This window comes from Streptomyces tateyamensis, from assembly GCF_003205575.1.
In the GTDB taxonomy this organism is placed as follows: domain Bacteria; phylum Actinomycetota; class Actinomycetes; order Streptomycetales; family Streptomycetaceae; genus Kitasatospora; species Kitasatospora tateyamensis.
In genome coordinates this window covers 39226-60112 of the sequence record NZ_PYBW01000142.1, presented here as the reverse complement: position 1 = coordinate 60112, position 20887 = coordinate 39226, and the positions used below count along the sequence as shown (strand labels likewise).

Genomic DNA, 20887 nt, shown 5'->3' with positions numbered 1-20887 from the left:
TCTATCCCTGTAGTACTAGGGCCCGGACCTCCTCCGGGCGGCTGTGGTCGGTGCGGACGGGGATGCCGAGACCACCGGCGGCGGCGATCCTCTCGGCGGTCCCCTCGATGGTCTCCGGGCGGTCCAGGTCGGAGCGGCCGGCGGTGCTGCTGCGGCCGGTGACGTACACCGTCGCGCCGGCGGCCCCGAGTTCGACGGCGATGCCCCGCCCGCCGCCGCGGGTACCGCCGGCGACCAGCGCCACCTTCCCGGCCAGCGGCCGTGCCTCGTTCGTCATGATTCCTCCAGGTCGTGGCTGCGGTGGGACGGCAGGTGGGGGGGGACACCACGGTGTCGAACTCCTGCCGGAGCCGCTGCGCGAGGGTGCTGCCCCGGCCCCAGCATCGCTTGTCACCCCCCTCCTTGCCCCCTCTTCCGCCCGCCCGCCCATCTTGCAGAGAACACTCTGCAAATAACCCTATGCAGAGGATTCTCTGCAAGATAGAGTCCTCCCCATGAGCGACGAAGACCAGCAGCACCCCGCCCGCACCGTCGACCCGCGCAGCCTGCGGGCGCTGGCCCACCCCTTGCGGATGCGGATCCTGGACCTGCTGACCGACCAGGGGCCGGCCACCTCCGCCCGGCTCGCCGAGCAGCTCGGCGAGAACACCGGCACCGTCAGCTGGCACCTGCGCCACCTGGCCGAGCACGGCTTCATCACCGAGGACACCGGGCGCGGGACCAGGCGGGAGCGCTGGTGGCAGCGGAGCGGCCGGCAGCTGGTCTTCAACTCCGCCGAGCTGGCCCTGGACCCCGCCACCGCCGAGGCACTGTCCAGCTACAAGCGGCACTACCTGGAGCGCACCTTCCAGCGCGCCGCCCAGGCCCTCGCCCAGCCGCTCACCGGGGACTGGCTGGGCGCCGGGAACATGTCCGACTGGGGCGACGTGCGCATGACCCCGGACCAGCTGAAGGCGCTCAGCGCCGAGCTGCTCGCGGTGATCACCCGTCACCTGCCGGACCGCGCGCAGCCCGCAGCCGCCGAGGCCCGCCCGGTGCTCATCCAGTTCCAGACCCTCCTGCTGGACGCCGAGAACCCGGAGAGCGCCCAGAAGCCCCAGAACAACCAGAACCCCGAGACCGAGGAGTCCCGATGAAGACCACCGCCACCACCGCCGCCCCCGTGGACACCACCGCCCTCCAGGCCGGCCCCCGCCGCCCCGGCCTGCTGCGCCGCAACCGCGACTTCCGGCTGCTGTTCACCGGCGAGGTGGCGGGCAAGTACGGCTCCTCGGTCACCGGCCTGGCCTTACCGCTGATCGCCGTCGGCACGCTGCACGCCTCCCCCTTCCAGGTCAGCGCGCTGCCCGCGGCCACCTGGCTGCCCTGGCTGCTGATCGGCCTGCCGGTCGGCGCCTGGGTGGACCGCATGCGCAGGCGCACCGTGATGCTGGCCGCCGCGGCCGTCCAGTTGCTCTGCTACCTGAGCGTGCCGGCGGCTGCCGCCCTCGGCCTGCTCAGCTACGTCCAACTGCTGGTGGTGGCACTGCTGGCCGGCGCCGGCGCGGTCTTCTTCCAGACCGCCTACACCGCCTACCTGCCCACCCTGGTGGAGGAGCCGGACCGGGCCGAGGGCAACGCCAAGCTGCACGGCAGCGCCTCCGCCGCACAGATCACAGGCCTGGGCACCGGCGGCACGCTGGCCCAGCTGTTCGGCCCGGTGAACAGCCTGCTGGCCAACACCGTCACCTTCCTGATCTCGCTCGCCTCCACCGCCGCGATCCGCCGCCGCGAACCGGCTCCCGCTGCCGAGCGGCGCCGGCGGACGCTGCTCAGCGAGGTCGGCGAGGGGCTGCGGCTGGTGGCCCGGGACCCGTGGCTGCGCCCGTTCCTGCTGCACGGCGCGCTGGCCAACCTGTTCCTGACGGCCTACCAGTCGATCCTGGTGGTCTTCCTCCTGCAACAGGCCGGCCTGCCGCAGGGCGTGCTGGGCACTCTGATCGGCGCTGCCAGCCTGGGCGGGGTGGCCGGCGCGGCGCTGGCCCGCCGGGTGGGTGCACTGCTGGGCACCGCCCGGGCGATGCTCTGGTCGCTGCTCGGCCTGCCCGCCCTGGTCCTGCTGATCCCGCTCACCACCGGCGGCGCCGGGGTGCTCTGCTACCTGGCCGGGGGCCTCGCGGTGTCGGCGGGCGTGGTGGTCGGCAACGTGCTGCGCAGCACGTTCACCCAGCGGTACACCCCCGCCGGACTGCTCGGGCGGATCAGCGCCACCGCCGCCTTCGTCAACTACGGCACCATCCCGGTGGGCGCCCTGCTCGGCGGCGCCCTGGCCGCCACCCTCGGCCTGGTGCCCGCGATGTGGCTCAGCTGCGCCGGCGTCCCGCTGGCCGCGCTGGCCCTGTGGTTCTCCCCCGTCCGCCGCCACCGGGACCTGCCCACCGACCTGGTGATGGCGCAGCACTGACCGACAAGGAGAGCTCCGGGGACCGGCACGGCCGGTCCCCGGAGCTCTCCTTGTCGAGGCGCACTTGTGGCACACCTGTCGCGCCGTCAGATGACGGGGCGTCCGCTCGCCGTGGTCGGCGGCACCTCGGCGGCCACGTCCCAGTGCTCGGCGATCAGGCCGTCCGCGATCCGGAAGACGTCCACCACCGCCATCCCGGGCTGACCGGGCACCAGCACCGCGTGCGAGTGGACGAAGACCAGCTCACCCTCGGCCGCGGTCCGTGCGACCTCGAAGCGCAGCTCGGGGAACTGCGAGCGCAGCGAGCCGATCAGCCCGACCAGCGCGGCCCGACCGTCGGCCAGGCCGTGGTTGTGCTGGGCCAGTTCGGCGGCCACGAAGCGCTCCGCCTCCTCGACCCGGCCCTGGTTCCACATCGTCTCCAGGTAGTCGAGGACCAGCTGGGTGTTCTTGCGGATGTCCGTCATGACAGCACCGTTTCTCGTGAGGCGGAGGTGAGGGAGGTGAGGGAGCGCAGGTGGGCGAGCCCGGCGGGCAGCAGCGCGGCCAGCGCCACTCCGGCCAGGGCCACCGCACCGAGCCGGGGCAGCAGGGCGGCGGCCAGCAGGCTGCCCACACTGATCCCGACGTAGAGCATCGAGGCGTTCAGGGCCAGCAGCAGCCCGCGTTGTTCGGGGACCAGCACGATCAACCTGGCCTGCTGCGGCGCCTGGTAGAGCTGGCTGAAGAAGGCCCAGACCGCCAGCAGCAGCACCGCGGGCAACAGCCCGGTCGGACTCACCAGCAGGGCGGCGAAGGCCGCGGCCATGCCGAACAGGGTCAGCGCCACCGTCCGGTCGCCGCCGAGCCGGGCGCTCAGCCGGGCCCCGCAGGCGTTGCCGACCACGCCGACCGTGCCGAAGGCGAACAGCACCCCCGCGACCTGGCCGGTGCCCAACGCGAACCGGGCCGCCAGGTAGGCACCGGCCACCCCGTAGACGGTGAACTGCGCCGCCATCACGGCCAGGGTGGTCAGCACCACCGGCAGCACCCCGGGCTCGGCCAGCACGGCTCGGTAGGCCCGTGCGGTCGGCGGTGGCCCGGCGGGCAGCGGCGGCACCAGCGCCGCCACCAGCAGCAGGGTCAGCGCGGTGACGGCGGCCAGCCCGGCCAGCGTCCACCGCCAGCCGACCACCTCGCCCAGGTAGGAGCCGAGCGGTACGCCCAGCACCGCGGCCACCGTCATGCCGGCGAAGACCGTGGCCAGCGCCCGCGGCCGGTGCTCCTCGGCGACGAGCAGCGAGCCGGCTGCCGAGGAGGCCGGCCCGAAGACCGCGCCGCCCAGCCCGCCGACCACCCGGGAGGCCAGCAGCACCTGCTCGTTCGGGGCCAACGCCCCGGCCAGCCCGCCCGCGGCCAGCAGGGCCAGCCCGAGCAGCAGCACCCGGCGCCGGTCCAGCCGGCCCAGTACGGCCGGTGCGGCGGGCGCGGCGAGGGCGAAGGTCAGGGCGAAGACGCTGACCAGGAGCCCGACCCCGGACGGCGCGGTGTGCAGGGCGCGGCCGATCGGTCCGCCCAGGCCGACCACGGCCAGCGAGGTGGTCCCCAGCACGAAGTAGCCCAGGGAGAGCGAGAGCAGGGCGGGTAACGCGTCGCGAGCGGAGCGCATCGCGAGCCTCCATTTCAATACGGACCGTTGCGTATCTATTCGAGGATTATTTCAATACGAGACGGACCGTATGTCAATGGGTATCCTGGACCGCATGACCGGACGCCCCCGAGACCCCGCCGTCGACGAAGCCATCCGCGCCGCCGCGCTGGAGCTCACCCAGGAGCAGGGCTACCGCGGCCTGAGCATGGAGGGCATCGCGGCCCGCAGCGGGGTGGCCAAGCAGACCGTGTACCGCCGCTACCGAAGCAAGGGCGAGGTGGTGCTCGACGCACTGGTCGGCTTTGCCTTCACCCAGCTGCCCGACCCCGACACCGGCAGCCTGCGCGGGGACCTGACCGCGCTGCTCACCGCCACCTTCCGGGCCGGCCGGGGCGTGGCCGGCGACCTCAACCGCGCCCTGGCCGTGGAGGCGCTGCAGGACGACGAGTTCGCCGCCCGCCTGTGGCACAAGCTGATCGCGGTGCGCCGCGAGGCGGTCGCCGAACTGCTGCGCCGCGGCCGCGAGCGCGGCGAGGTGACCCACCCGGACGAGGAGTTCCTGATCGACCTGGTCTACGGCCCGTACTGGTACCGCCTGCTGTTCGGCCCGGCGGTGCTCACCGACGCCCGCGCGCAGCAGCTGGCCGAGGCGGTCTGCCGGGCCGCGGCCTGAGGCCGGTCCCGGCCCGGGGCGGTCAGCGCCCGGTCAGCGCCGCCAGCACCGCGGCCGCCATGCCTTGCTGCCCGGCCGGGTTCGGGTGCAGCGGGGCCCGCCCGGCGGCCGGCAGCGGCGGCTCGATCCAGCGCTGCTGCGCACCGGCGCACATGTCGTGGCCGAGCGAGGGGGTGTAGGTGTCGACGAAGACCGCGTGCGCGGCCGCTGCCCTGGCGTTGAGCACCGCGTTGAGCCGCTGCTCCTGCTCGGCCAGGAAGGCCACGTCGCCGGCCGCGACGCTGTGCCCGAGCACCGGCAGGCAGCTACCCGGATCGGCGGGCAGCAGCGCGGGGTACCCGACCACGTAGACCCGGGCGTGCGGCGCCCGCCGGGCCACCTCCCGCAGCACCCCGGCCAGTCGCTCCCCAACCGCGTCCAGCACTCCGGTCAGCCTGGAACTGCCGTCCGGCGCGGTGTAGGCCGCCCGGCACGGCGCCGACCCGCCGGCGGCCTTCAGCGCCTGCAGCATGCCCGCCTCGGCGCACTTGGCGACCACCTTGGTGAACTCCGCGTCGTTGCCCCCGATCCCCACCGTGACCAGCTTGGTCTGCGCGGTCAGGGCGTCCAGCTGCGGCGGGTTGCTGCCGCCGGCCACCTGCTGGGCCGCCGTCAGGTCCGCGGTGGTGGCGCTGGAGCAGCTGACGTCGGTGAACGGCGCCAGCTTGAGCTGCTGGGCCACCAGCGAGGGGTAGTTGACGGTGGACCGACCGCAGCCCGCGGGACCGCCGCCGGCCGGCTGGAGCTGGATCCCGGCGGTGTACGAGTCGCCGATCGCCACGTAGGGCCCGCTGGGCGGGCCGGGCGACGGGGACGGGGGTGCCGAGTTCGGCGCGGCAGCGCGTGCGGGAGCGGCAGCGGGCGCGCCCGAGCAGCCGGCCAGTGCCAAAAGCACGGCCAGCAGCACCGGGCCCGGCAGACGACGTGTCACACCAGCCCCAACGCACGGGCGGGCGCGGACGACTTCCGCCGCGCCTACCCTGCTCGCAGCCTTGCGGCCGGACCTACTCCCCGCCCTGCTCGTGCTCGGCCAGGAACTGCTCGAACTGCCGCCCGAGCTCGTCCGCCGAGGGGAGCTCGGCGGACTCGGCGAGCAGGCTCTCCCGGTCCTGCGCCCCGGCCACCGCGTCGTACTGGCCCTCCATGCTGCGGATCGCCGAGCGCAGCTCGCCGTCCCCCTGGGCCAGCTGCTCCTCGATGTCGGCATAGACCTCGCCGACCCGCTCGCGCAGCTCGTGCCCGGGCAGCACCAGGCCGGTGGCCGACTGCACCGCCTCCAGGATCAGCACCGCGGCCGCCGGGTAGGGCGAGCGCGCCACGTAGTGCGGCACGTGCACGGCGAAGCCCAGCACGTCGTGGCCGGCCTCACCGAGGCGGTACTCGACCAGCGCCTGGGCGCTGCCGGGGACCTGGGCCCGCTCGAACCAGACCGGGTAGCCGCCGGCCAGGTCGAGCCGGTTGCCGTGCGGGGTCAGGCCGACCGGGCGGGTGTGCGGCACGCCCATCGGGATGCCGTGGAAGTCGACGGTCAGGCGGACCCCGAACTCGGTCACCAGCCGGCCGACGGCGGCCGCGAACAGCTCCCACTCGACGTCCGGCTCGGGGCCGGTGAGCACCAGGAACGGGGTGCCGGTGGCGTCCTGGACCAGCTGGAGCAGGATCTCCGGCGGGTCGTAGGAGACCCAGCTCTCCCGGTCGAAGGTCATCGCGGGACGGCGGGCCCGGTAGTCCACCAGGCGGTCGTGGTCGAACCGGGCCACCACGCGCGGGCTGCCCTGCTCCAGCAGGTGCTCCACCACCTGGCCGCCGGCCTCACCGGCGTCCATGAAGCCCTCGAGGTGGAAGAGCAGCACCAGGCCGTCCTCGGCGCCGGCCGCCGCCACCGCGGCCGCGCCCTGCGGCTCGATCTCGTACAGCTCCTCGGGATCACGCACCGCGCAGCCCACCTGCTCTCGTCCTCGGTCCGGCCAGTCGGTCTCCTGCACCAGCATGCGGCGCGCCACCGACATTCCCGGCCCGCCCCGCCCGTGGTGAATCTTCTCATCCCGGCCCTGTCTCCAAAGCGGCAGCTCCCGACGTCCTCGCAGGTCAGCACTGCTCTTCGGGGCCCGCCACTGGCCGGCGGGGGCCCTGACGGCGTAGCCTCGGTACCTTCGCGCTCCCAGTTGGCGTGCCGCGAAGTGACGCGAGGGGCCAAGGCAGGTATGGTCCTCTCGCTGCCTCGCATTTGTCGCGTCGTCGCCACGTCGTTCGTCACGCCGTGAGCCGCGGTCCCGACCAGGCGAAGGCCAGCCAACCGACCTCACCTTGCGTTTACTTGGCCGCCCGCTTCCCTTCGCGCCCTCTCTCCTTTCCCGGCCATCTCGCGGACGAAAACTGTCCCCCCGCACCTCCCGCCGGACCGGTCCATGCGAACCGTGCCCGCTCCGGCACCGCGATGCCCGCCTCAGGGCCGCTGCCCCCCGTCGTACGGCCGATGCTCCGGCGTACCCGGGAGGAGTGGACCCGCTCGGGGCGGGGCGATCTGTCCACTCGCCCGAACGCCCGCACCCCGGGCGCGCGGGCGCCCTCCGACCGCCGAAGGACGAAGGTCCCGTGCCTGCACCCGTCACCCTCACCGGCCGCACCGTTCGGCTGGAGCCCCTCACCGAGCAGCACGCCGAAGCGCTGGCCGCGGCCGCCGCCGAGGATCGCACGACGTATGCCTTCACCGCCGTCCCGCAGGGTGTGGACGGCGCCCGGGAGTTCATCGCGACCGCGCGGGCCGACATGGCGGCCGGCCGATCGCTGGCCTTCGCCACCGTCCGGGTCAGCGACGGCCTGGTGGTCGGCTCCACCCGGTTCCTGGAACTGGACTACTGGCAGGGCCCGGTGGTCTGGCCGCCGCTGCCCGCGGGCCCGGCCGGCGACCCGCTGACCGCGGTGCCGGACGCGGCCGAGATCGGCCGCACCTGGCTCTCCCGGCATGCCCAGGGCACCGGCATCAACACCGAGGCCAAGCTGCTGATGCTGCGGCACGCCTTCGAGACCTGGGGCGTGCAGCGGATCTCGCTGCGGGCCGATGCGCGCAACCTGCGCTCGCGGTCCGCCATCGAGCGGCTCGGCGCCACGTCCGAGGGGGTCCGCCGGGCGCACAGCCGGGGCCTGGACGGGGTGGTGCGCTCCACCGCGTTCTACTCGATCCTGGCCGACGAGTGGCCGGCGGTGCGCGACATCATCGAGCTGCGGATCGCCGCCGCGATGGCGCCGAGCGCCCCGGACCGCCGGCTCGACCACCTCGGGCAGATCAGCCACGGCCTGGGCCGCGAGCTCGACTCGGAGTGTGTCAGACGCGCCGGCTCGCTGATCTCGGCCGCCTGAGCGCAGCCGCCTGAGCCCCGTCACCCGAGGCGGCTGCCGGACCGGCAGCCGCCCGGACCGCACGCCGGACCGATCGGCCCGACCAGCCTGGTCGGGCCGATCGAACCGTTTGGTCAACGTATACGCGCAGTGACCCCCTGCGGGGGATCTTTCGCATACCCACGGCCCTTCCGGGGCAACAGGCTGCATATGAGTGCCCTCGATTCGGTCCGGCTGCTGGGCGCCGACCAGCAGCACATCGTCACCCGCGCGCAGCTGATCGAGCACGGGGTCCCGTCCGGGACCATCGCGCACCGTCTGCGCCCGGGCGGCCCGTGGCAGCGAGTGCTGCCCCGGGTGATCTGCCTGCAGAGCGGAAGGCTGTCCGCCCACCAGCGGCTGCGCGCCGCCGTCAGCTACGCCGCGCCCAAGGGCGAGCGCCCCAGGCCGGGCGCGGTGCTGTTGACCGGCCTGGCCGTGCTGGCCGAGGCCGGCCTGGCCAGCGCGGGGCACCCCGCCGACGTGGACGTGGTGGACGTGCTGATCCCCAACAGCCGCCGGGTGGCCAGCCGGGACTTCGTCCGGGTGCACCGGGCCCCGCTGCGCCCCGGCGGGCTGCCGGCCGGCTTCCAGCGCGACGACGGGCTGTGGAGCGTGGGGGTCGGCCGGGCGCTCGCCGACGCGGCCCCCTACCTGGGCAGCAGCCGGCACTTCCGGGCGCTGTGCGCCGAGGCGGTGCAGGGCCGGCACTGCGAGCAGGCCGAGCTGCTCGCCCGACTGCTCGGCGGCTCGGCGTCCACCGCCGCACTGCCCCACGTGCAGCGGGTGGCGGACGAGCTGACCTGCGGCATCTACTCGGTGGCCGAGTCCGAGGCGCGCGAGGTGCTGCGCCGCGGCGGCCTGCCCGAGCCGCTGTGGAACCCGGTGCTGCTGCTGGACGGCCGCTTCCTGGCGATCCCGGACGCGTTCTGGCCGCAGGCCTGCGTGGCGCTGGAGGTGGACTCGCGGGCCTGGCACCTGCGCCCGGCCGACTACGAGCGCACGCTGACCCGGGGCAACCGGCTGCAGGCGGCCCGGCTGCCGGTGGTCCGGGCCACCCCGCACCAGCTGCGCACCGACGCGGGCGCGGTGCTGCGCGAGCTGCGCACCCTGCTGACCACCGGACCGCACGGGCCCTGGCACCGGGTCAGCTGGACCAAGCAGCGGATCTGAGCCCGGTCCGGCCGACGGCCGTCAGCTCTCGTACGGCCGACCGCAACCGAGGGGCCGTCAGCAGGCGAGGTCGATCTGCTGGAAGGTGGCGTAGTGGTCGCCGGTCCAGAACTCCTCGCCCGGTGCGCCGGTGACCACCCGCCGGGTGCCCCGGTCCCCGCTGCCCGGGGTGACCACGGTGTACTCGTGGTAGTAGCCGTTGGCCTTCTTCGGCAGCCGCCCCTCGCGGTTCTCGAAGACCACGCCGTCGGTGCGGTACGGGTAGGGGCCGCCCTTGGCGATCAGCGTGATGGTGTCCTGGGCCTGGCTGGGCAGCTTGCTCCGGCAGACCCGGCCGGACGGGGCCGTAGCCGCGGCTGCGGCCGCCCGGCCCGGTCCGGGGCCGGCAGCGGGCTTGTGACGGGCCGTCGCGTAGACGGCGGCGGCGGCCACGGCGCACAGCAGCAGGGCCGCGACGGCGATCAGGCGGGAGCGACTGGTCATGGGCCCCAGCTTGCCGGTCCCGGTCCGGGCGGTGATCGGCGGGGCCACCTGGCTCACCCGGACGGAGCAGCCACCGGGCCCGAGCGCGAGGAGCGGGCCCGGGTACGCGAAGAGCCGGGGCCGGAACGGACGCCATTGTCCGTTCCGGCCCCGGCCCGTTACGACCGGCGGTTCTCCTGCGCCGAGCACCGCCGATCGCCCCTCCCCGTTGGAGGGGGTGCGGTCAGCGAGAGTCGCTGCCCGCCGTCTCGATGGCGGCGCGGCCGGCCTCCAGCCGCGCCACCGGGATCCGGAAGGGGGAGCAGGACACGTAGTCCAGGCCCGCCTCGTGGAAGAAGTGCACCGAGTCCGGGTCGCCGCCGTGCTCGCCGCAGACCCCGAGCTTGAGGTCCGGACGGGTGGCCCTGCCCTCCTTCACCGCGTGCTTGACCAGCGCGCCGACGCCGTCCCGGTCGATCGTCTCGAACGGGGAGACCCCGAAGATGCCCTTCTCCAGGTAGGCGGTGAAGAACGAGGCCTCGACGTCGTCCCGGGAGAAGCCCCAGACGGTCTGGGTGAGGTCGTTGGTGCCGAAGGAGAAGAACTCGGCGGCCTCGGCGATCTGGCCGGCCGTCACGGCCGCGCGCGGCAGTTCGATCATCGTACCGAGCTTGATGTCCAGCTGGACGCCGGTGGAAACCGCCACCTCGGCGAGAACCCGCTCACACTCCTCGCGGACGATCTCCAGCTCCTGCACGGTGCCGACCAGCGGGATCATCACCTCGGGGCGCGGGTCGCCGCCGGCCAGCTTGCGCTCGGCCGCGGCCTCGGCGATCGCCCGCACCTGCATGCCGAACAGGCCGGGGATGACCAGGCCCAGGCGCACGCCGCGCAGACCCAGCATCGGGTTCGCCTCGTGCAGCTTGTGCACCGCCTGGAGCAGGCGCAGGTCGTTCTCGTTCGGGTCCTTGCGGGCCTCGGCGAGGGCGACGCGCACCGACAGCTCGGTGATGTCGGGCAGGAACTCGTGCAGCGGCGGGTCCAGCAGCCGCACGGTGACCGGCAGGCCGTCCATAGCCTGGAAGAGCTCGAGGAAGTCGCCCTTCTGCAGCGGCAGCAGGGTGGACAGGGCGAGCTCGCGGTCCTTGTCGTTGTCCGCCAGGATCAGGTGCTCGACCTCCTTGCGGCGCTCCTCGCCGAGGAACATGTGCTCGGTGCGGCACAGGCCGATGCCCTGGGCGCCGTAGCGGCGGGCGCGGTTCGCGTCGTCGGCGTTGTCCGCGTTGGCCCGCACCGCGAGCCGGCGGCGGCCGTCGGCGTGCGACATGATCCGGTGCACGGCCTGCACCAGGCCGCCCTGGACGTCGGCGCCGGCGTGCAGGGTGCCCTCGAAGTACTCCACCACCGGGGAGGGCAGCACGGGTACCTCGCCGAGGTAGACCTTGCCGGTGCCGCCGTCGATCGAGACGATGTCGCCCTCCTCGATGACCAGGCCGGCGGCGGTGGTCATCTTGCGGCGCTTGGTGTCGACCTCGAGCTCCTCGGCACCGCAGACACAGGTCTTGCCCATGCCGCGGGCCACCACGGCGGCGTGCGAGGTCTTGCCGCCGCGCGAGGTGAGGATGCCCTCGGCGGCGATCATGCCGTCCAGGTCGTCCGGGTTGGTCTCGCGGCGGACCAGGATGACCTTCTCGCCGGAGCGGGACCACTTGACGGCGGTGTAGGAGTCGAAGACCACCTTGCCGATCGCGGCGCCGGGCGAGGCGGCCAGGCCGCGGCCGATCTGCTTGGAGGTGGCCTCGGGGGCGAACCGCGGGAACATCAGCTGGGCCAGCTGACCGCCCGTCACCCGGTGCAGTGCCTCGTCCAGGTCGATCAGGCCCTGGTCGACCAGCTGGACGGCGATCCGGAAGGCGGCCGCGGCGGTGCGCTTGCCGATCCGGGTCTGCAGCATCCACAGCTTGCCGCGCTCGATGGTGAACTCGATGTCGCACAGGTCGCGGTAGTGCAGCTCGAGCTTGTGCATGATCGCCATCAGCTCGTCGTAGGACTTCTTGTCCAGCTGCTCCAGCTCGGCGAGCTGCAGGGTGTTGCGGATGCCGGCCACCACGTCCTCGCCCTGGGCGTTGGACAGGTAGTCGCCGTAGACGCCGGGGGCGCCGGTGGAGGGGTCGCGGGTGAAGGCGACGCCGGTGCCGGAGTCCTCGCCCAGGTTGCCGAAGACCATGGTGCAGACGTTGACCGCGGTGCCCAGGTCGTTCGGGATCCGCTCCTGGCGGCGGTAGAGCCGGGCCCGGTCGCCGTTCCAGGAGTGGAAGACGGCGTGGATGGCCAGGTCCATCTGCTCGCGCGGGTCCTGCGGGAAGTCCCGGCCGGTCTCGCGCGCCACGATCGCCTTGAAGGTGGCCACCAGGGTCTTCAGGTCCTCGGCGGTCAGGTCCAGGTCGTTGGCCGTGCCCTTGGCGTGCTTGGCCTCGTCCAGCGCCTCCTCGAAGAGCTCGCCGTCCACGCCCAGCACGGTCTTGCCGAACATCTGGACCAGCCGGCGGTAGGAGTCCCAGGCGAACCGCTCGTTGCCGGACTGGGCGGCCAGGCCGACCACCGAGGTGTCCGAGAGCCCGATGTTGAGGACGGTGTCCATCATGCCGGGCATGGAGAACTTGGCCCCGGAGCGGACCGAGACCAGCAGCGGGTCGTCGGCCTGGCCGAGCTTCTTGCCCATCTGCTGCTCGAGGCGGTCCAGGTGCTCGCTCACCTCGGCCTTCAGCGAGGCCGGCTCGGCGCCGGTCTCCAGGAAGACCTTGCAGGCCTCGGTGGTGAGGGTGAACCCGGGAGGGACCGGGAGGCCGAGGTTGGTCATCTCGGCGAGGTTCGCGCCCTTGCCGCCGAGAAGGTCCTTGAGGTCCTTGTTTCCTTCGGTGAAGGAGTAAACAAACTTCTGAGTCGCCGCCACGGGTCGGTCTCCTCGCACGGGGTTGCCCTGACGCCGGAGAACATACCCATTTCAAAGGCGGTGTCGCGCCGTCGATAGGCCGTCCGATCCCGGGAACGGGCTGTCACCCCCGAGATCAAAAGCTTGTGAAGGCGTTCACCTCTGTTGTCGAAATCGTCCGGATGACGCGAGCAAGCCTTCAAGTATTGAAGGCACGGATACGCGAAGATCGCCTAGACCGGACGGAGGGTAACGGCGAGCGGGCCGCCGTGTTTCTCCGGCTTGATTTCCTGCAGCCAGCGGCCCGGATCCTCGTCGGCACCCGTTCGGGAAGCGATTTGGACACCATGGCGATTCTCCGCACCCTGACGGACCGTCATCCGCACTCCGGTGTGGCCAGTGTCACGGACGCGGCTCGGCCATCGTACGTATCGAAACTCGTACCACGCTCGCTCAACGCGCCGTTTTCGCTGCGGAGCGTGATGATGATCTGCCGAAAAGGAGCCCTCTTGGCCAGATCGGCCAAGAGGGCAAGGACGCAGTGTCGGAGGGCCGCGTCAGGTCGAACCTGACAAAGAGGCTAGATCATCCGCCAGAACTGTCCGATTCGGCATCCTGGCTCGGCACGGCACAGTCGTACGGATCGTCCAACCAGCCCTCCGGCAGCACCACCCGGCCGTTGCCGCTGGTGCGCCCGCGCGGGCCGTCCGCGCTGTCCGGCCAGCGCTGCTCCTGGTTCACCTGGGCCAGCAGCTCGCCCAGCTCGGCCAGCGAGGAGGCCGTGGCCAGCCCCACCCGCAGCTGCGAACCGACCGAGAACCCCTTGGTGTACCAGGCCACGTGCTTGCGGAAGTCGACCACGCCGCGCTGCTCGTCGTTCAGCCAGCCGCCCAGCAGCTCGGCGTGGCGCAGCATGGCGGCCGCCACCTCGGCGAAGGACGGGCGGACCGGGTCGGTCACCCCTTCGAAGACCGCCACCAGGTCCTTGAACAGCCACGGCCGGCCCAGGCAGCCGCGACCGACCACCACGCCGTCGCAGCCGGTCTCGCGCATCATCCGCAGCGCGTCCGGCGCGGCCCAGATGTCGCCGTTGCCGAGCACCGGGACCTCGGCCGGCACCGCCTCGCGCAGCCGGGCGATCGCCGACCAGTCGGCCTGGCCCCCGTAGTGCTGGGCCGCGGTGCGCCCGTGCAGGGCAATCGCGCTGACCCCCTCCTCGGCACCGATCCGCCCGGCGTCCAGGTAGGTGAGGTGGTCGTCGTCGATGCCCTTGCGCATCTTCATGGTCACCGGCAGGCCGCCGGCCCCGGCCACCGCCTCGCGCAGCAGCTCGCGCAGCAGGTTGCGCTTGTACGGCAGCGCCGAGCCGCCGCCCTTGCGGGTCACCTTGGGGACCGGGCAGCCGAAGTTGAGGTCGATGTGGTCGGCCAGGTCCTCCTCGGCGATCATCCGGGCGGCCTTGCCGACGGTGGCCGGGTCCACCCCGTAGAGCTGGATCGACCGGGGCTGCTCGCTGGGGTCGAACTGGATCAGCTGCATGGTCTTGGCGTTGCGCTCGACCAGCGCCCGGGTGGTGATCATCTCGGAGACGAACAGGCCCTTGCCGCCCGACTGCTCCCGGCACAGGGTGCGGAACGGGGCGTTGGTGATGCCCGCCATCGGCGCCAGCACCACCGGTGGCCAGACCGGGAGCGCGCCGATCTGCAGCGGGGCGAACTCGCCGGTGGGGGCGGGGGCGGGCGTGGTGGACATGCGCGGCGGATCCTCACCGGTCGGCTCAGGTGGACTCTTCATTGTCCCCTACCGGCCCGGCTGCCCCGCGGGGCCGGGGCTCAGCCGCTCCCGTAGCCCAGCGAGAGCGAGCCGGAGCCGGTGGTGGCGGTGATGGTCCGCCTCGAGGAGGCGTCCTGCAGCCCGGGGTCCACGTCGGAGCTGCCCGAACCGACGCTGCTGACCACCTGGTAGCCGCTCCCCCGTGGCAGCGTCGCCGTGGCCGAGCCGGAGTCGGTCACCAGGGTGAGCTCCTGCGGCGGCTGCACGAAGCCCAGGGTGACCGAGCCGGAGTCGGCCTGCGCCTTGACCCGGGCCGAGCCCAGCTCCTGCCCGGTCACCGACCCGCTGTCCACGCGCACCGCGATCGGGCCGCTGTCCCGCTTCAGGGTCACCGAGCCGGAGCCGGCCCGGGCGCTGATCTCTCCGGTGAGCCCCTCCGCGTATACGGCCGAGGCGCCGCCCTTGGCGGTCAGCCGGGTGGTGGGCGGCACCACCAGCGCGAACTGCACCCCGCAGCGGCCGGCCAGCAGCACCCAGGAGCGCGGGCAGCGCGCGGTGAGGTGCAGGGTGGAGCCGGTGACGGCGCGGGTCACCCGCGGGCGGTCGACGGTCCAGCGCTCGTGCTGGGTGATGCTGACCGCACTGCCCGCCTCGCCGATCACCTGGACCGAGGAGTTCTCCAGGTCCAGTTCGACGGCGGTGATCCCGCCGGCGTACCGGAACGGCTCGTCCTGCTCCTGCTCGGCCAGCACCTTCCAGGCCGTGCCGGCCCCCAGCAGCAGCACCAGGGCCGCCGACAGCGCGGCCAGCAACCGCCAGGTGCGCCGCTCCGGGGCCGCCCGCACCACCTCAGCCCTCCCCGAGGAAGCGCAGCACCGCGAGCACCCGGCGGTGGGTGGCGTCGGCGGCGGGCAGGTCGAGCTTGGTGAAGATGCTGTTGATGTGCTTGGCCACCGCGCTGTCGCTGACCACCAGCGCGGCGGCGATCGCGGCGTTGGAGTGCCCCTCGGCCATCAGCCCGAGCACGTCGCGCTCGCGCGGGGTCAGCTTCTCCAGCGGGTCGCGGTGCCGGCGCACCAGCAGCTGGGCCACCACCTCGGGGTCCAGCGCGGTGCCGCCCTGGGCCACCCGCTGCAGCGCCTCCACGAAGTCGTCCACGTTGGCCACCCGCTCCTTGAGCAGGTAGCCCACCCCGCTGGTGGTGGTGGCCAGCAGGTCGGCCGCGTACCGCTCCTCCACGTACTGGGAGAGCAGCAGCACCGCGACCTCGGGCCACTGCCGGCGGATCACCAGCGCGGCCCGCACCCCTTCGTCGGTGAAGCCGGGCGGCATCCGCACGTCCACCACCACGACCTGCGGACGGTACCGCTCCACCGCGACCAGCAGCGCCTCGGCGTCGCCGACCGCGTCGGCCACCTCGTAGCCGACCGCCTCCAGGACCTTGACCAGGCCCACCCGCAGCAGGACCGAGTCCTCGGCGATCACAGCTCGCACGGCAACTCCACAGTGATGGTGGTCGGGCCCCCGACGGGGCTGCTGATGACGAGGGAGCCGTCCACCGAGGCGGCCCGCTGGCGCAGGCCGACCAGGCCGGTCCCCCGGGACGGGTCGGCGCCGCCGATCCCGTCGTCGCTGATCACGATCCGCAGCCGGTCGCCCAGCTGGCTGACCGTCAGGTCCGCCCGGGAGGCCCGGGCGTGCTTGGCCACGTTGGCCAGTGCCTCGGAGACCACGAAGTAGGCCACCGCCTCGATGGTCGGGGACATCCGGCGCGACAGCGAGACCCGTAGCCGCACCGGCAGCGGGGCCCGGGCCGCGATCCCGGACAGCGCCGCGTCCAGGCCCCGGTCCTCCAGCACCACCGGGTGCAGGCCGCGGACCAGGTCGCGCAGCTCGGCGATGGCCGCCTGCGCCTCCTCGTGCGCGTCGACGATCACCTGCATCGCCTCCGGGGGCACGTCCTTGAGCGTCTTGCGGGCCAGCCCCAGGTTCATCGCCAGCGAGACCAGCCGCTGCTGGGCGCCGTCGTGCAGGTCGCGTTCGATCCGGCGGCGCTCGGCGTCGGCCGCGTCCACCACGTCGGCCCGGCTGGAGGCCAGGTCCTCCACCCGCCGCTCCAGTTCGCGGGCCCGGTTGGGACCGAGCAGGCCGCGGGCCGCCCGCCGGTCGATCCGCCCGCTGCGCACCACCAGCCACGGTCCGACCAGCAGCAGCACCATGCCCAGCGCGGTGACCAGCAGATCCAGGCTCCACCAGCGGCCGCCGGAGTGGGCCGGTGCCCCCTCGGGCAGCAGCCAGCTCCAGGCGAACACGGTGGCCGCCACCGCTCCGACCCCGCAGGCCAGCAACCCGAGCACGGTGAGCAGCGCGAGCAGCGGGCCGGCCAGGAAGTGGTAGCCGAGCCGGCGCCAGGCGGCTTCGTCGGCCACGGCCGCCCGCAGCCGCTCCGACCATCCGGCCCCGGGCGGGGCCGGCGGGCTCGGCTGCGGGATCGCCAGGTCGCCCAGCGCCCGGAACCGGCTGTGCTGGGCCTGCGTCAGCCGGCCGGACAGCAGCAGCATTCCGGCCAGTACCGGCAGGGCCGGCGTCCCCTCCTGCGCGATCAGGTAGTAGGGCAGCAGGAAGGGCAGGCCGGCCGCCGCCAGCCGCAGCTCGCGCCGCCGGCCGGGACGGGCCGGCGGCTGCTCCTCGCCGCCGGTCAGCCAGGCCAGGCCCGGGTGCGCGGCACCGCGACGGAGCCGCTCCCGTAGTCGGCCGGTCTTGATCACCCGGACAGCTTAAAGCTCCTGATGGGGGCCCAGCAGTGGCGCGGGGTACCGGTCGGGGGTGTACCCAGCACCACCCCGAAAACGGGTCCGGGCCTCACAGACGCGGTCGGTGGGTACGCGGGAGGGTGGAGCACGTCGGGTGGGGCGAGACGGACGGGGTGGTCGGGATGACGGTTTTGACGGTGGACCAGGCGGCGCGGCCGCCGGCCCGAGGGCAGGTGCCCGGGCCCTGGTCGGTGCGCCGGGCGGCCGGGCGCAGCGGACGGGCGGCGCTGGAGGTGTACGAGGACGGCGAGCTGATCGACGTCCTGGTGGCGAGTGCGCTGGCGACCGGCTCGGCCGGCTGCGGCGTGCTGCGCGGCGCCCGGCGCGGGCCGGCCGGCACCTTCGCCTGGGGGCGGCTGGGCCCGGACGGGGCGGCGCCGGTGGTGTTGGTGGCCGAGCGGCGGCTGCGGCCGCGCTGGGCGGCGGCCGGCCTGACGCTGGTCGCGGACGAGTTCTGGCTGGCACACCTGCCGGTGGCGGGGTTCGCGGTGGTGGCACGGGGCGCCGGCGGTGCCGTCGGGCGGCTGCGGCCCTCGCGGGTGGGCTGAGCGATGCCGAACCGGATGGTGACGGCGGTGCTGGCGGGCGCCGGGCTGGCGCTGCTGCCCTGGATCCTGGTGCTCGCCCAGGCGCCCGGCAGCGCGGGGTGGGTGGCGCTGGACGTGATGGAGGCGGGGTGCCTGCTGGGCGGCGCCGCGCTGCTGCGCCGGGGCGCGGCAGCCCTGGGCGCGGCCCGGGCGGTGGCCGCACTGGCCGCCGGCCTGTTACTGCTGGACGCGGCCGTGGACCTCACCACGGCCGGCTCGGCCTGGCCCGTCGCGGTGGCGATGGCGCTCGGCGCCGAACTGCCGCTGGCCGCGCTGTGCGGCCGGCTTGCCCTGCGCGGCGTCCAGGTGCCCCGGGCCACCCCGGAGCTGGCCCTGGCCGCCTGATCCCGGCGCGGTAGCGTGGTGCGATCACCGGGGAGGGGGCCACATGGCGGGGATGACAGCGGGTGTGACGGCGGGTGCGGTGCTGGAGCCGTTCCGGGCCCGGCTGCTGGCCCGGATCAACGCGACCGTGCACGGCGGGGACCTCCACCTGGAGCGGTACGACCGGCCTGCCGGGGACCCCGGGCTGTTCGGGCCCGACAGCATGGTCTGGCGGGTGCACGGCCACCCGGCGGGCATGCTGGTCGGCGGTTTCGCGGCGCTGCTGCTCCAGTCCCTGCACCCGCTGGCGATGGCCGCCGTCTCCGCGCACTCCGACTTCCGCACCGACCCGACCGGTCGGCTGAACCGCACCGCCCGGTTCGTCACCACCACCACGCTCGGCTCCACCCCCGCCGCCGAACAGGCCATCGCCGCGGTGCGCCGGATCCACCCGCAGGTGCGCGGCACCGCCCCGGACGGCCGGCCCTACCGCGCCGACGACCCGGAGCTGCTCACCTGGGTGCACACCGCCGAAGTGCGCTGCTTCCTGACGGGGTACCAGGTCTACGCCGCCACCCCGCTCACCCCCGCCGAGTGCGACCGCTACCTCGCCGAGGCCACCCGGGTCGCCGAGCGGCTCGGCGCCGCCGGTGTCCCGGCCTCGCGCGCCGAGGTGAGCGCGTACCTGGCCCGGCTGCGGCCCGAGCTGCGGGTCACCGCCCCGGCCCTGGAGGTGCTCCAGCTGCTGCGCCGGTTCGGCCGCAGCCGCCGCGAGCGCTTCGCGGTGCGCCTGCTCACCAATGCCGCGCTCGCCCTGCTGCCCGCCTGGGCCCGCGCCGAGCTCGGCGTGCGGCGTCCCTGGCCGGTCCGCTCCTGCTGGGACCGGCCGCTGGCCCGGGCCGGCGGCCGGCTCCTGGTGTGGGCCTGCGGCCCCTCCGAGATCCGCCGCGCCGCCCTGGCCCGCGCCACGGCCGACGCGGGCTCGTACTGACGGGCGGTCAGCGCGGCGGGGCCGGCGCCCGTCAGGCATCCGCGGGCCGAGCTGCCGTCAGGCGTGCGCGACCCGAACCGCCGTCAGGCGTGCGCGGGCCATTCGGACGGGGCGTCGGCCAGCGCCGCGCGCAGCACCGCCTCGCGCCGGGCCTGGTCGTCGGCGGCGAGCAGGGCGCTGAGCACTGCGATCCGGGCCTGGCCGGCCCGCAGCGTCCCGGTGGGCACCGCGCCGGCGGCCACCAGGTCGACCGCGCCGCCGTGGGTGTAGATCTCGGCGACCGGGCCGGCCGCCACCCGGGTGGTGAGCGCGACCAGGACGCCCGCGGCCCGGGCCGCGGCGACCGCCGCGACGATCTCCGGAGTGGCGTTGCCGGCCCCGGTGGCCACCAGCACGATGCCCTGGGCACCGGCCGCGACGGCCGCCTCCAGCAGCACCGGGTCGCCGTCGGCGTGGTGCATCACCATGTCCACCCGCGGTGCGGCGTCGGGCAGTTCGGGCAGCGCCAGGGCGCTCGGGCGCAGCGGCGTGCGCAGCACCGAGACCTTGCCGAAGCCCACGTCGCCGATCCGCCGGCCGGACGGGTCGGCGAAGGCGTCGGCGGCCAGCGTCTGGGTCTTCACCGTGCCACGGGCGGCGTGCACCTTGCCGTCGAAGACCACCAGTGCGCCCAGCCCGCGCAGCTGCGAGGCCGCGACCAGTGCGTCGTACAGGTTGCCCGGGCCGTCGCCCTCGGCGGTGTCCATCGGGAGCTGGGCACCGGTGAAGACCACCGGGCGCGGGTCGTCGTGGTGCAGGTCGACCAGGAAGGCGGTCTCCTCCAGGGTGTCGGTGCCGTGGGTGACCACGATGCCGTCCACCTCGGGGGCGGCCAGCACCTCGTGCACGGTGCGCAGCAGGGTGAGCTGGTGGTCGGTGGTGAGCCGGGGGCTGTTGACGCTGAACAGGTCGACCACCTCGACCGCCAGGTCCTGCGGCACGGCGGCGGTGGCCAGCACCTCCGGCCCGCGCGCCTCGGCGGCGAAGCCGGCGCCCTGCCAGCGGCTGGCGATGGTCCCGCCCGTAGTGATGACGACAACTCGTCCCATGGCCCGCACACCCCGATCTTTCGCACAGCTGATCCAGTACAGCAATGGTAAGAAAGATGCCCGGCAATCCGATCGCCACTTTTGCCGTCAGGTCGCTGATCAATGGTGGAGAATTGCGCCATGGACAGGATCGACCGCGCAATCTTGCGTGAGCTCCAGCGCGACGGCCGGCTCAGCAACCAGGACCTGGCGCAGCGGGTCGGCCTGACCCCGTCCCCGTGCCTGCGCCGGGTGCGCCAACTGGAGCTGGACGGGGTGATCCGCGGCTACCGGGCGGTGCTCGACCCGGTGGCGGTCGGGCGCGGCTTCGAGGTGCTGGTCTCGATCGAGGTCAAGCGGGACCGCGAGGCGGTGGAGGCCTTCGAGGCCGCGCTGCAGGACATCCCGGACGTGGTCGAGGCCTACCGGCTGTTCGGCAGCCCCGGCTGCCTGCTGCGGATCGCGGTGGCCGACCTGCAGGCCTACGAGCGGCTGTGGATCGAGCGGCTGACCACCCTGTCCGGGGTGACCGAGGTGAACTCGCAGATCATCATGAAGCGGGTCAAGGAGCCACAGGGCCTGCCGGTGGACTAGCGCGGGGC

Annotated in this window: 20 protein-coding genes and 1 pseudogene; 9 read left to right on the top strand and 12 right to left on the bottom strand. The window is 74.0% G+C overall.

Annotation, left to right across the window (positions count from 1 at the left end; translation table 11 throughout):
* Nucleotides 1-13: 13 nt before the first annotated feature.
* Nucleotides 14-277: pseudogene (locus C7C46_RS29840) on the bottom strand (short-chain dehydrogenase); the annotation flags it as partial.
* A 217-nt stretch (nt 278-494) separates the two neighbouring features.
* Here C7C46_RS29840 and C7C46_RS29835 point away from each other — a divergent pair.
* The gene (locus C7C46_RS29835; RefSeq protein ID WP_110673044.1) at nt 495-1136 is read left to right on the top strand and encodes a winged helix-turn-helix domain-containing protein; all 642 of its coding nucleotides are present in this window, start codon (nt 495-497) and stop codon (nt 1134-1136) included.
* Nucleotides 1133-2443, top strand: coding sequence for an MFS transporter (locus C7C46_RS29830; protein WP_110673043.1), 1311 nt, complete (start codon nt 1133-1135; stop codon nt 2441-2443). Before C7C46_RS29835 ends, C7C46_RS29830 begins: the two co-directional genes overlap by 4 nt.
* A gap of 86 nt (nt 2444-2529) precedes the next feature.
* Here C7C46_RS29830 and C7C46_RS29825 read toward each other — a convergent pair whose 3' ends face one another.
* Together C7C46_RS29825 and C7C46_RS29820 are read right to left on the bottom strand one after the other, a co-directional pair.
* Nucleotides 2530-2910 carry a nuclear transport factor 2 family protein gene (locus C7C46_RS29825; RefSeq protein ID WP_110673042.1) on the bottom strand — a complete coding sequence of 127 codons (381 nt, stop codon included), beginning with the start codon at nt 2908-2910 and terminating at the stop codon, nt 2530-2532.
* Nucleotides 2907-4091, bottom strand: coding sequence for an MFS transporter (locus tag C7C46_RS29820; RefSeq protein ID WP_110673041.1), 1185 nt, complete (start codon nt 4089-4091; stop codon nt 2907-2909). Before C7C46_RS29820 ends, C7C46_RS29825 begins: the two co-directional genes overlap by 4 nt.
* Nucleotides 4092-4185: 94 nt before the next feature.
* Here C7C46_RS29820 and C7C46_RS29815 point away from each other — a divergent pair, with 94 nt between their 5' ends.
* Nucleotides 4186-4746, top strand: coding sequence for a TetR/AcrR family transcriptional regulator (locus C7C46_RS29815; protein ID WP_181442605.1), 561 nt, complete (start codon nt 4186-4188; stop codon nt 4744-4746).
* A 22-nt stretch (nt 4747-4768) separates the two neighbouring features.
* Here C7C46_RS29815 and C7C46_RS29810 read toward each other — a convergent pair whose 3' ends face one another.
* Both C7C46_RS29810 and C7C46_RS29805 read right to left on the bottom strand, forming a co-directional pair.
* Complete coding sequence (locus C7C46_RS29810) at nt 4769-5716, bottom strand: SGNH/GDSL hydrolase family protein (RefSeq protein ID WP_110673039.1); 948 nt, start codon at nt 5714-5716, stop codon at nt 4769-4771.
* 73 nt (nt 5717-5789) lie between these two features.
* Nucleotides 5790-6719 (bottom strand): PAC2 family protein, encoded by a 930-nt coding sequence (locus C7C46_RS29805; RefSeq protein WP_110673053.1) that lies wholly within the window; start codon nt 6717-6719, stop codon nt 5790-5792.
* Between the two features lie 661 nt (nt 6720-7380).
* Between C7C46_RS29805 and C7C46_RS29800 the strand changes: the two genes are divergently transcribed.
* Nucleotides 7381-8145 carry a GNAT family N-acetyltransferase gene (locus tag C7C46_RS29800; protein ID WP_110673038.1) on the top strand — a complete coding sequence of 255 codons (765 nt, stop codon included), beginning with the start codon at nt 7381-7383 and terminating at the stop codon, nt 8143-8145.
* 189 nt (nt 8146-8334) lie between these two features.
* Nucleotides 8335-9336: a hypothetical protein gene (locus C7C46_RS29795; protein WP_110673037.1), complete on the top strand. Its 1002-nt coding sequence runs from the start codon at nt 8335-8337 to the stop codon at nt 9334-9336.
* 57 nt (nt 9337-9393) lie between these two features.
* On the opposite strand, the gene C7C46_RS29790 is transcribed toward C7C46_RS29795, so the two are convergent.
* The 6 genes from C7C46_RS29790 to C7C46_RS29765 form a co-directional block, all read right to left on the bottom strand.
* Nucleotides 9394-9819 (bottom strand): ribonuclease, encoded by a 426-nt coding sequence (locus C7C46_RS29790; protein ID WP_110673052.1) that lies wholly within the window; start codon nt 9817-9819, stop codon nt 9394-9396.
* A 223-nt stretch (nt 9820-10042) separates the two neighbouring features.
* On the bottom strand, nt 10043-12751 hold the full coding sequence (gene ppdK, locus C7C46_RS29785) for a pyruvate, phosphate dikinase (protein ID WP_110673036.1): 2709 nt from the start codon (nt 12749-12751) through the stop codon (nt 10043-10045).
* 564 nt (nt 12752-13315) lie between these two features.
* A complete protein-coding gene (gene dusB / locus C7C46_RS29780) occupies nt 13316-14482 on the bottom strand; it encodes a tRNA dihydrouridine synthase DusB (protein WP_181442603.1) in 1167 nt (388 codons plus the stop codon).
* An 80-nt stretch (nt 14483-14562) separates the two neighbouring features.
* Entirely contained in the window at nt 14563-15351 is a 789-nt protein-coding gene (locus C7C46_RS29775; RefSeq protein ID WP_110673034.1) for a DUF4097 family beta strand repeat-containing protein, read from the bottom strand.
* Nucleotide 15352: 1 nt separating this feature from the next.
* Nucleotides 15353-15997 (bottom strand): response regulator, encoded by a 645-nt coding sequence (locus C7C46_RS29770; RefSeq protein ID WP_110673033.1) that lies wholly within the window; start codon nt 15995-15997, stop codon nt 15353-15355.
* Nucleotides 15985-17271, bottom strand: coding sequence for a sensor histidine kinase (locus C7C46_RS29765; protein ID WP_342775450.1), 1287 nt, complete (start codon nt 17269-17271; stop codon nt 15985-15987). The genes C7C46_RS29770 and C7C46_RS29765 overlap by 13 nt, the downstream gene beginning before the upstream one ends.
* 167 nt (nt 17272-17438) lie before the next feature.
* Here C7C46_RS29765 and C7C46_RS29760 point away from each other — a divergent pair, with 167 nt between their 5' ends.
* Genes C7C46_RS29760 through C7C46_RS29750 form a run of 3 tightly spaced genes read left to right on the top strand, consistent with a single transcriptional unit; the run spans nt 17439 to nt 19218 of the window.
* On the top strand, nt 17439-17864 hold the full coding sequence (locus C7C46_RS29760; protein WP_146259258.1) for a hypothetical protein: 426 nt from the start codon (nt 17439-17441) through the stop codon (nt 17862-17864).
* Between the two features lie 3 nt (nt 17865-17867).
* A complete protein-coding gene (locus C7C46_RS29755) occupies nt 17868-18248 on the top strand; it encodes a hypothetical protein (protein ID WP_110673031.1) in 381 nt (126 codons plus the stop codon).
* Nucleotides 18249-18291: 43 nt separating this feature from the next.
* Entirely contained in the window at nt 18292-19218 is a 927-nt protein-coding gene (locus tag C7C46_RS29750; RefSeq protein WP_245985163.1) for an oxygenase MpaB family protein, read from the top strand.
* 83 nt (nt 19219-19301) lie between these two features.
* Here C7C46_RS29750 and C7C46_RS29745 read toward each other — a convergent pair whose 3' ends face one another.
* The gene (locus C7C46_RS29745) at nt 19302-20306 is read right to left on the bottom strand and encodes an asparaginase (RefSeq protein ID WP_110673030.1); all 1005 of its coding nucleotides are present in this window, start codon (nt 20304-20306) and stop codon (nt 19302-19304) included.
* A 120-nt stretch (nt 20307-20426) separates the two neighbouring features.
* Here C7C46_RS29745 and C7C46_RS29740 point away from each other — a divergent pair, with 120 nt between their 5' ends.
* Nucleotides 20427-20879: an Lrp/AsnC family transcriptional regulator gene (locus C7C46_RS29740; RefSeq protein ID WP_110673029.1), complete on the top strand. Its 453-nt coding sequence runs from the start codon at nt 20427-20429 to the stop codon at nt 20877-20879.
* The last annotated feature ends 8 nt before the right edge of the window (nt 20880-20887 follow it).

Coding starts and splice junctions, on each gene's coding strand:
- C7C46_RS29760 (WP_146259258.1), top strand. CDS start 17,439: ATGACGGTTTTGACGGTGGACCAGGCGGCGCGGCCGCCGGCCCGAGGG.
- C7C46_RS29815 (WP_181442605.1), top strand. CDS start 4,186: ATGACCGGACGCCCCCGAGACCCCGCCGTCGACGAAGCCATCCGCGCC.
- C7C46_RS29750 (WP_245985163.1), top strand. CDS start 18,292: ATGGCGGGGATGACAGCGGGTGTGACGGCGGGTGCGGTGCTGGAGCCG.
- C7C46_RS29740 (WP_110673029.1), top strand. CDS start 20,427: ATGGACAGGATCGACCGCGCAATCTTGCGTGAGCTCCAGCGCGACGGC.
- C7C46_RS29790 (WP_110673052.1), bottom strand. CDS start 9,819: ATGACCAGTCGCTCCCGCCTGATCGCCGTCGCGGCCCTGCTGCTGTGC.
- C7C46_RS29825 (WP_110673042.1), bottom strand. CDS start 2,910: ATGACGGACATCCGCAAGAACACCCAGCTGGTCCTCGACTACCTGGAG.
- C7C46_RS29745 (WP_110673030.1), bottom strand. CDS start 20,306: ATGGGACGAGTTGTCGTCATCACTACGGGCGGGACCATCGCCAGCCGC.
- C7C46_RS29830 (WP_110673043.1), top strand. CDS start 1,133: ATGAAGACCACCGCCACCACCGCCGCCCCCGTGGACACCACCGCCCTC.
- dusB (WP_181442603.1), bottom strand. CDS start 14,482: ATGTCCACCACGCCCGCCCCCGCCCCCACCGGCGAGTTCGCCCCGCTG.
- C7C46_RS29835 (WP_110673044.1), top strand. CDS start 495: ATGAGCGACGAAGACCAGCAGCACCCCGCCCGCACCGTCGACCCGCGC.
- C7C46_RS29795 (WP_110673037.1), top strand. CDS start 8,335: ATGAGTGCCCTCGATTCGGTCCGGCTGCTGGGCGCCGACCAGCAGCAC.
- C7C46_RS29755 (WP_110673031.1), top strand. CDS start 17,868: ATGCCGAACCGGATGGTGACGGCGGTGCTGGCGGGCGCCGGGCTGGCG.
- C7C46_RS29820 (WP_110673041.1), bottom strand. CDS start 4,091: ATGCGCTCCGCTCGCGACGCGTTACCCGCCCTGCTCTCGCTCTCCCTG.